Source organism: Halanaerobium sp., from assembly GCF_003070835.1.
Map to the genome: position 1 here is coordinate 1 of NZ_QBLR01000313.1, position 3851 is coordinate 3851.

Annotated in this window: 6 protein-coding genes; all 6 read right to left on the bottom strand. The window is 31.9% G+C overall.

What is annotated here, in order from left to right; all coding sequences use genetic code 11:
- Window positions 1-45: 45 nt before the first annotated feature.
- On the bottom strand, window positions 46-411 hold the full coding sequence (locus CI949_RS18075; RefSeq protein ID WP_290768959.1) for a PTS glucitol/sorbitol transporter subunit IIA: 366 nt from the start codon (window positions 409-411) through the stop codon (window positions 46-48).
- A 168-nt stretch (window positions 412-579) separates the two neighbouring features.
- A complete protein-coding gene (locus CI949_RS18080; RefSeq protein ID WP_290768962.1) occupies window positions 580-1608 on the bottom strand; it encodes a PTS glucitol/sorbitol transporter subunit IIB in 1029 nt (342 codons plus the stop codon).
- A complete protein-coding gene (locus CI949_RS18085) occupies window positions 1595-2167 on the bottom strand; it encodes a PTS glucitol/sorbitol transporter subunit IIC (RefSeq protein WP_290768964.1) in 573 nt (190 codons plus the stop codon). Before CI949_RS18085 ends, CI949_RS18080 begins: the two co-directional genes overlap by 14 nt.
- 149 nt (window positions 2168-2316) lie before the next feature.
- On the bottom strand, window positions 2317-2445 hold the full coding sequence (locus CI949_RS18090; protein WP_290768966.1) for a hypothetical protein: 129 nt from the start codon (window positions 2443-2445) through the stop codon (window positions 2317-2319).
- Window positions 2435-2806 carry a transcriptional regulator GutM gene (locus tag CI949_RS18095; RefSeq protein ID WP_290768968.1) on the bottom strand — a complete coding sequence of 124 codons (372 nt, stop codon included), beginning with the start codon at window positions 2804-2806 and terminating at the stop codon, window positions 2435-2437. Before CI949_RS18095 ends, CI949_RS18090 begins: the two co-directional genes overlap by 11 nt.
- 19 nt (window positions 2807-2825) lie before the next feature.
- Window positions 2826-3788 (bottom strand): sugar-binding transcriptional regulator, encoded by a 963-nt coding sequence (locus CI949_RS18100; RefSeq protein WP_290768971.1) that lies wholly within the window; start codon window positions 3786-3788, stop codon window positions 2826-2828.
- Window positions 3789-3851: the final 63 nt, after the last annotated feature.

The window sequence follows — 3851 nt, forward strand, 5'->3', positions numbered from 1 at the left end:
ATATAACACTTTTCTCTCAACCTGTCAATTGAATTTTGAAAATAATCACTTTTTATAAATTTTTATCTCTAATCCTATTTTAATTTCAGGTATTTCTTTTTGTTCCAAATTGATATCTCCAGGTAATTCAACCTCTTTTTCCCCATTAAACTTCAAACTACAGTGACCTAAATTTTCAATATTTTTGTTTACAACATTTCCTACAGCCAAAATCTCAAACTGTTGATTCCCAATTTCTAAAATATCCCCTGCTTCAATCTCAGCCTTTTTAAATTCTGCTTCATGCATAACAGAAATTTCAGCTAATTCAGCTGGTGCGTTTGTTTTATATAAAATTATTAAATTACCATCAATCATATCTCCAGCTAAATCTCCAATTTCATTAATCACAGTTTTGTAAATAGTGTTCATTTTAAGTCCTCCCAAATACTAAATTAAAAATCAATTAAAATTATTTAAATAAGGGGCCGAATAAATTCGGCCCTATCTAAAATATACTCTTATTATTTTACAAAATTATATTAGAAATTTTTATTCCAATTCTTATAATAGCATATATCAATTTGTTATAACATATGTTTAATATAAACCAAAGCTAGCAAAGTAAGCTATTACTGTAGCTATCGGCCCAGTAATTACACGTGATATAAGAACTGCTGGAACACCAATTTTAGTTGTTTCAGGATCTGCTTCCCCTAAACTTAAACCTACAGGAATAAAGTCACAACCTACCTGAGGATTTATTGCAAATAAAGCTGGCAAAGCAAACTGAGGTGGTATATTACCTTTTCCAATCTCAACTCCAATTAAGGTACCTACAACTTGAGCAATAATAGCTCCCGGTCCTAAAACTGGAGATAAAAATGGTAAGGATGCTATAACAGTTAAAAGTAATAGTCCCGGAAAAGAACTGGCAAGAGGTGATAACTGGTTAGCAATTATTTCACCAATTCCAGTTTTATTAATAATACCAATTAACATTGCAATAAAAGCCATAAAAGGTATTATAGTAGTTATTAACTGATCAATGGTTTGTTTACCAGATTGATAAAATATATTTACTACTCCACCCATTACATCACCAATTTTAGCTATAAAGCCAGTAAAGCCTCCAGATTTCTTTTGTTTTGCTTTGGCCTCTTTCTTATGAGTTTCATAACCTTTATTTTCTTTCTTGTCTTCTGTAACTTCTTGTTTCGTTTTTTCTTTATTTTCTACTTCTTCATCAGTATATTTAATTAATGAGTCCATATTTTTTTCTTTTACACCAGAAACATAAAGTTCTTCAGTAATGAATTTCGCCAGTGGACCAGATTTACCTACAGCATGGACATTAATTGTAGGGATATTCTTTTTTGGATAAACACCACAACGAGCAGTTCCACCACAATCAATAACTACACAAAAAACTTCATCTTCTGCTGGAGAATTATTAAAACCATCTACAGCTTTTCCTCCAGTCATCTCCGCAATCTTTTCTGCTACAGGGTGAATTCCTCCACCTGTCACTGATGATACTATATATTTGTCATCTGTAGGTTTTAATACTAAGGGTCCTCCCCAACCTGAACTTGATTTTGTAACTTTAATTGCTTTATACTGTGGCATTTAATTCCCCCCCTTGCTTGTCTTCAAATCCTTCTAATTCAATATTTTCTCTTTTAGCCATAAATGCTGTAATTCTTTCTGTAACTACTCCACGAATAAATATCACAACAACACCTACTAGAAAATATCTTAGTGCTATTGGACCTAATGAATGTCCTGCATCCTGAATTCCGTTAGCTATTCCCAGATAAACAAATAACTCGGCCGGATTAGCATGTGGGAATAATCCTGTAATCGGGTGTACAAATGATACTGCTGAATCATAAAAGGCTGGCTTATATCTTTCTGGTAAAAATGTACCAAAAGTATATGCCATTGGGTTAGTCAAAAAGAAAACTGCTAAAATGGGTAAAAGTGTATAACGGAGTACTATATTACCTCCAATTTTCGCAGCAAAACCCTTGATTTTCTCTTCTCCTACCATATTTCTAATTGAATAAACCGCAGTCATTAAAACAACTAAAGTGGGAACAATTCCGGTCACTAAGCCCATGAATGTTTCTCCACCAGCTTGAAATAATCCAATAAACCACTCAGCAAAAACAGTTAATATTTCCATTTAACCATTCACCTCCAAATTTTTTGTGAAAAATAAATATTATATAATCCATTTGACTTGCTTTAACACTAATTAATACTTCATTCACCTCCTTAAATAAAATAAGCCAAGAAGTTAAGTTTCTACTTCTTGGCCCAAGGCCCTCAAAATTAATTTTCTACTTTTTCTATTTTTACAATAAATTTTTCTTTGTTACCCAAAACAACTACTTTATTATGATTAAATAACTTATAAATTTTATCTCCAGGTTGAACTTTAGGAAGCTTTTTAGTTTTCAATTTTAACTCCTCCCGTGTTGTTTTTTAACTGTCCTCTAATACTCTCCACGGCTTCTTCCACAACTTCTTTAAAATCACCTGATAAATTTTTGCCCAATTCATCAATTTTATATCCTATTAATTCATTTTTTTCTTTAAATCTCGTAAAAACAGAGATCCCCCTCATTTCTTCTGCCTTTATCACTTCACCAGATTCATTACTAACCAGCAAAAGAATTCTACCTCTACCTAATTTTTTTTTCATTCTGCCTACACCAAGATAACCAACTTTCCCCAGAGTTGACATTCTATCTTTATAATTTCTAATTTGAAAATAAGTTAAAACACCTTGTAAAATCCAACTTATTACAAAAATCACCATTAGAGGTTGCCACCACATATTAAACACCTCGTTTATTTTTTTCTAACACCAGCTTTGCAGTTTTAGCATCAGTTATCAGCACATCTAAAAAACCACCTTTTAAAGCACCAACAATTGAGCTTACTTTTTCCTCTCCTCCAGCTACTCCAATTACTTCATTAATATTTTTCAGATCATCTAAATTAATGCCAATTGTACGTTTATTAATTTCTAAATCACATACCTGACCCTCTTCATCAAAGAAACGAGAACAAATATCTCCTGCTACCCCTAAATTCTGCATCTCTTTTATTTGCTCTTTTTCAAAATAACCAGTTTCAACTAAGTTTGAGGATCCGATTGGAGCACCAATACCAACTAAAGCTATATCAACATTCCTTGCTTTCTCAAGTAACTTCTGTGTTTCATCATTTTTCATCAAAGCCTGCCAGACATCTTGACTATCCACTACAGCTGGCGCATATAAAAAATACCCTCTTCCATTAAATTTACTTAAAATTTTATCACTAAGTATATTACTGTGTACTTCTGGTTTTAAGTTTCCTGATCCCCCAACTAAAGTTACTAGTTCTAAATTGTTAATTCGCTTATTCCCTGACAAATTATCAACCATTGATTTTAATGTTGATCCCCAGGAAATCCCAATCTTTAAGTTATCATTTATTATGTCCTCCAAATATAAAGCTGCAGTTGCACCAATGCAGTTTATTAAATCTTCATATTTCTCAGAATTACAATCAACTAATCTAACTTCTTTTAAATCATAAGCATCTTTCAATTCCTGCTCGAGATTTACTAACCCACCTTTGTTTTTAATATCTACAACTCGAACTTGAATTATCCCCTCCTCTTTTGCTTTTTTTAAAGCATTAGAAACTGTGGGTCTGGATACGTTTAATTTGTCAGCAATTTCCTGTTGTGTCAAACCATCATTATGATAATACTTTGCTATTTTTAGTCTTTCTCTATATTTTTCAGTCATTTTTAACACCACTACCTTTACATTTGTTAATCTTATTTACTTATGTTAATTACATAATAATAC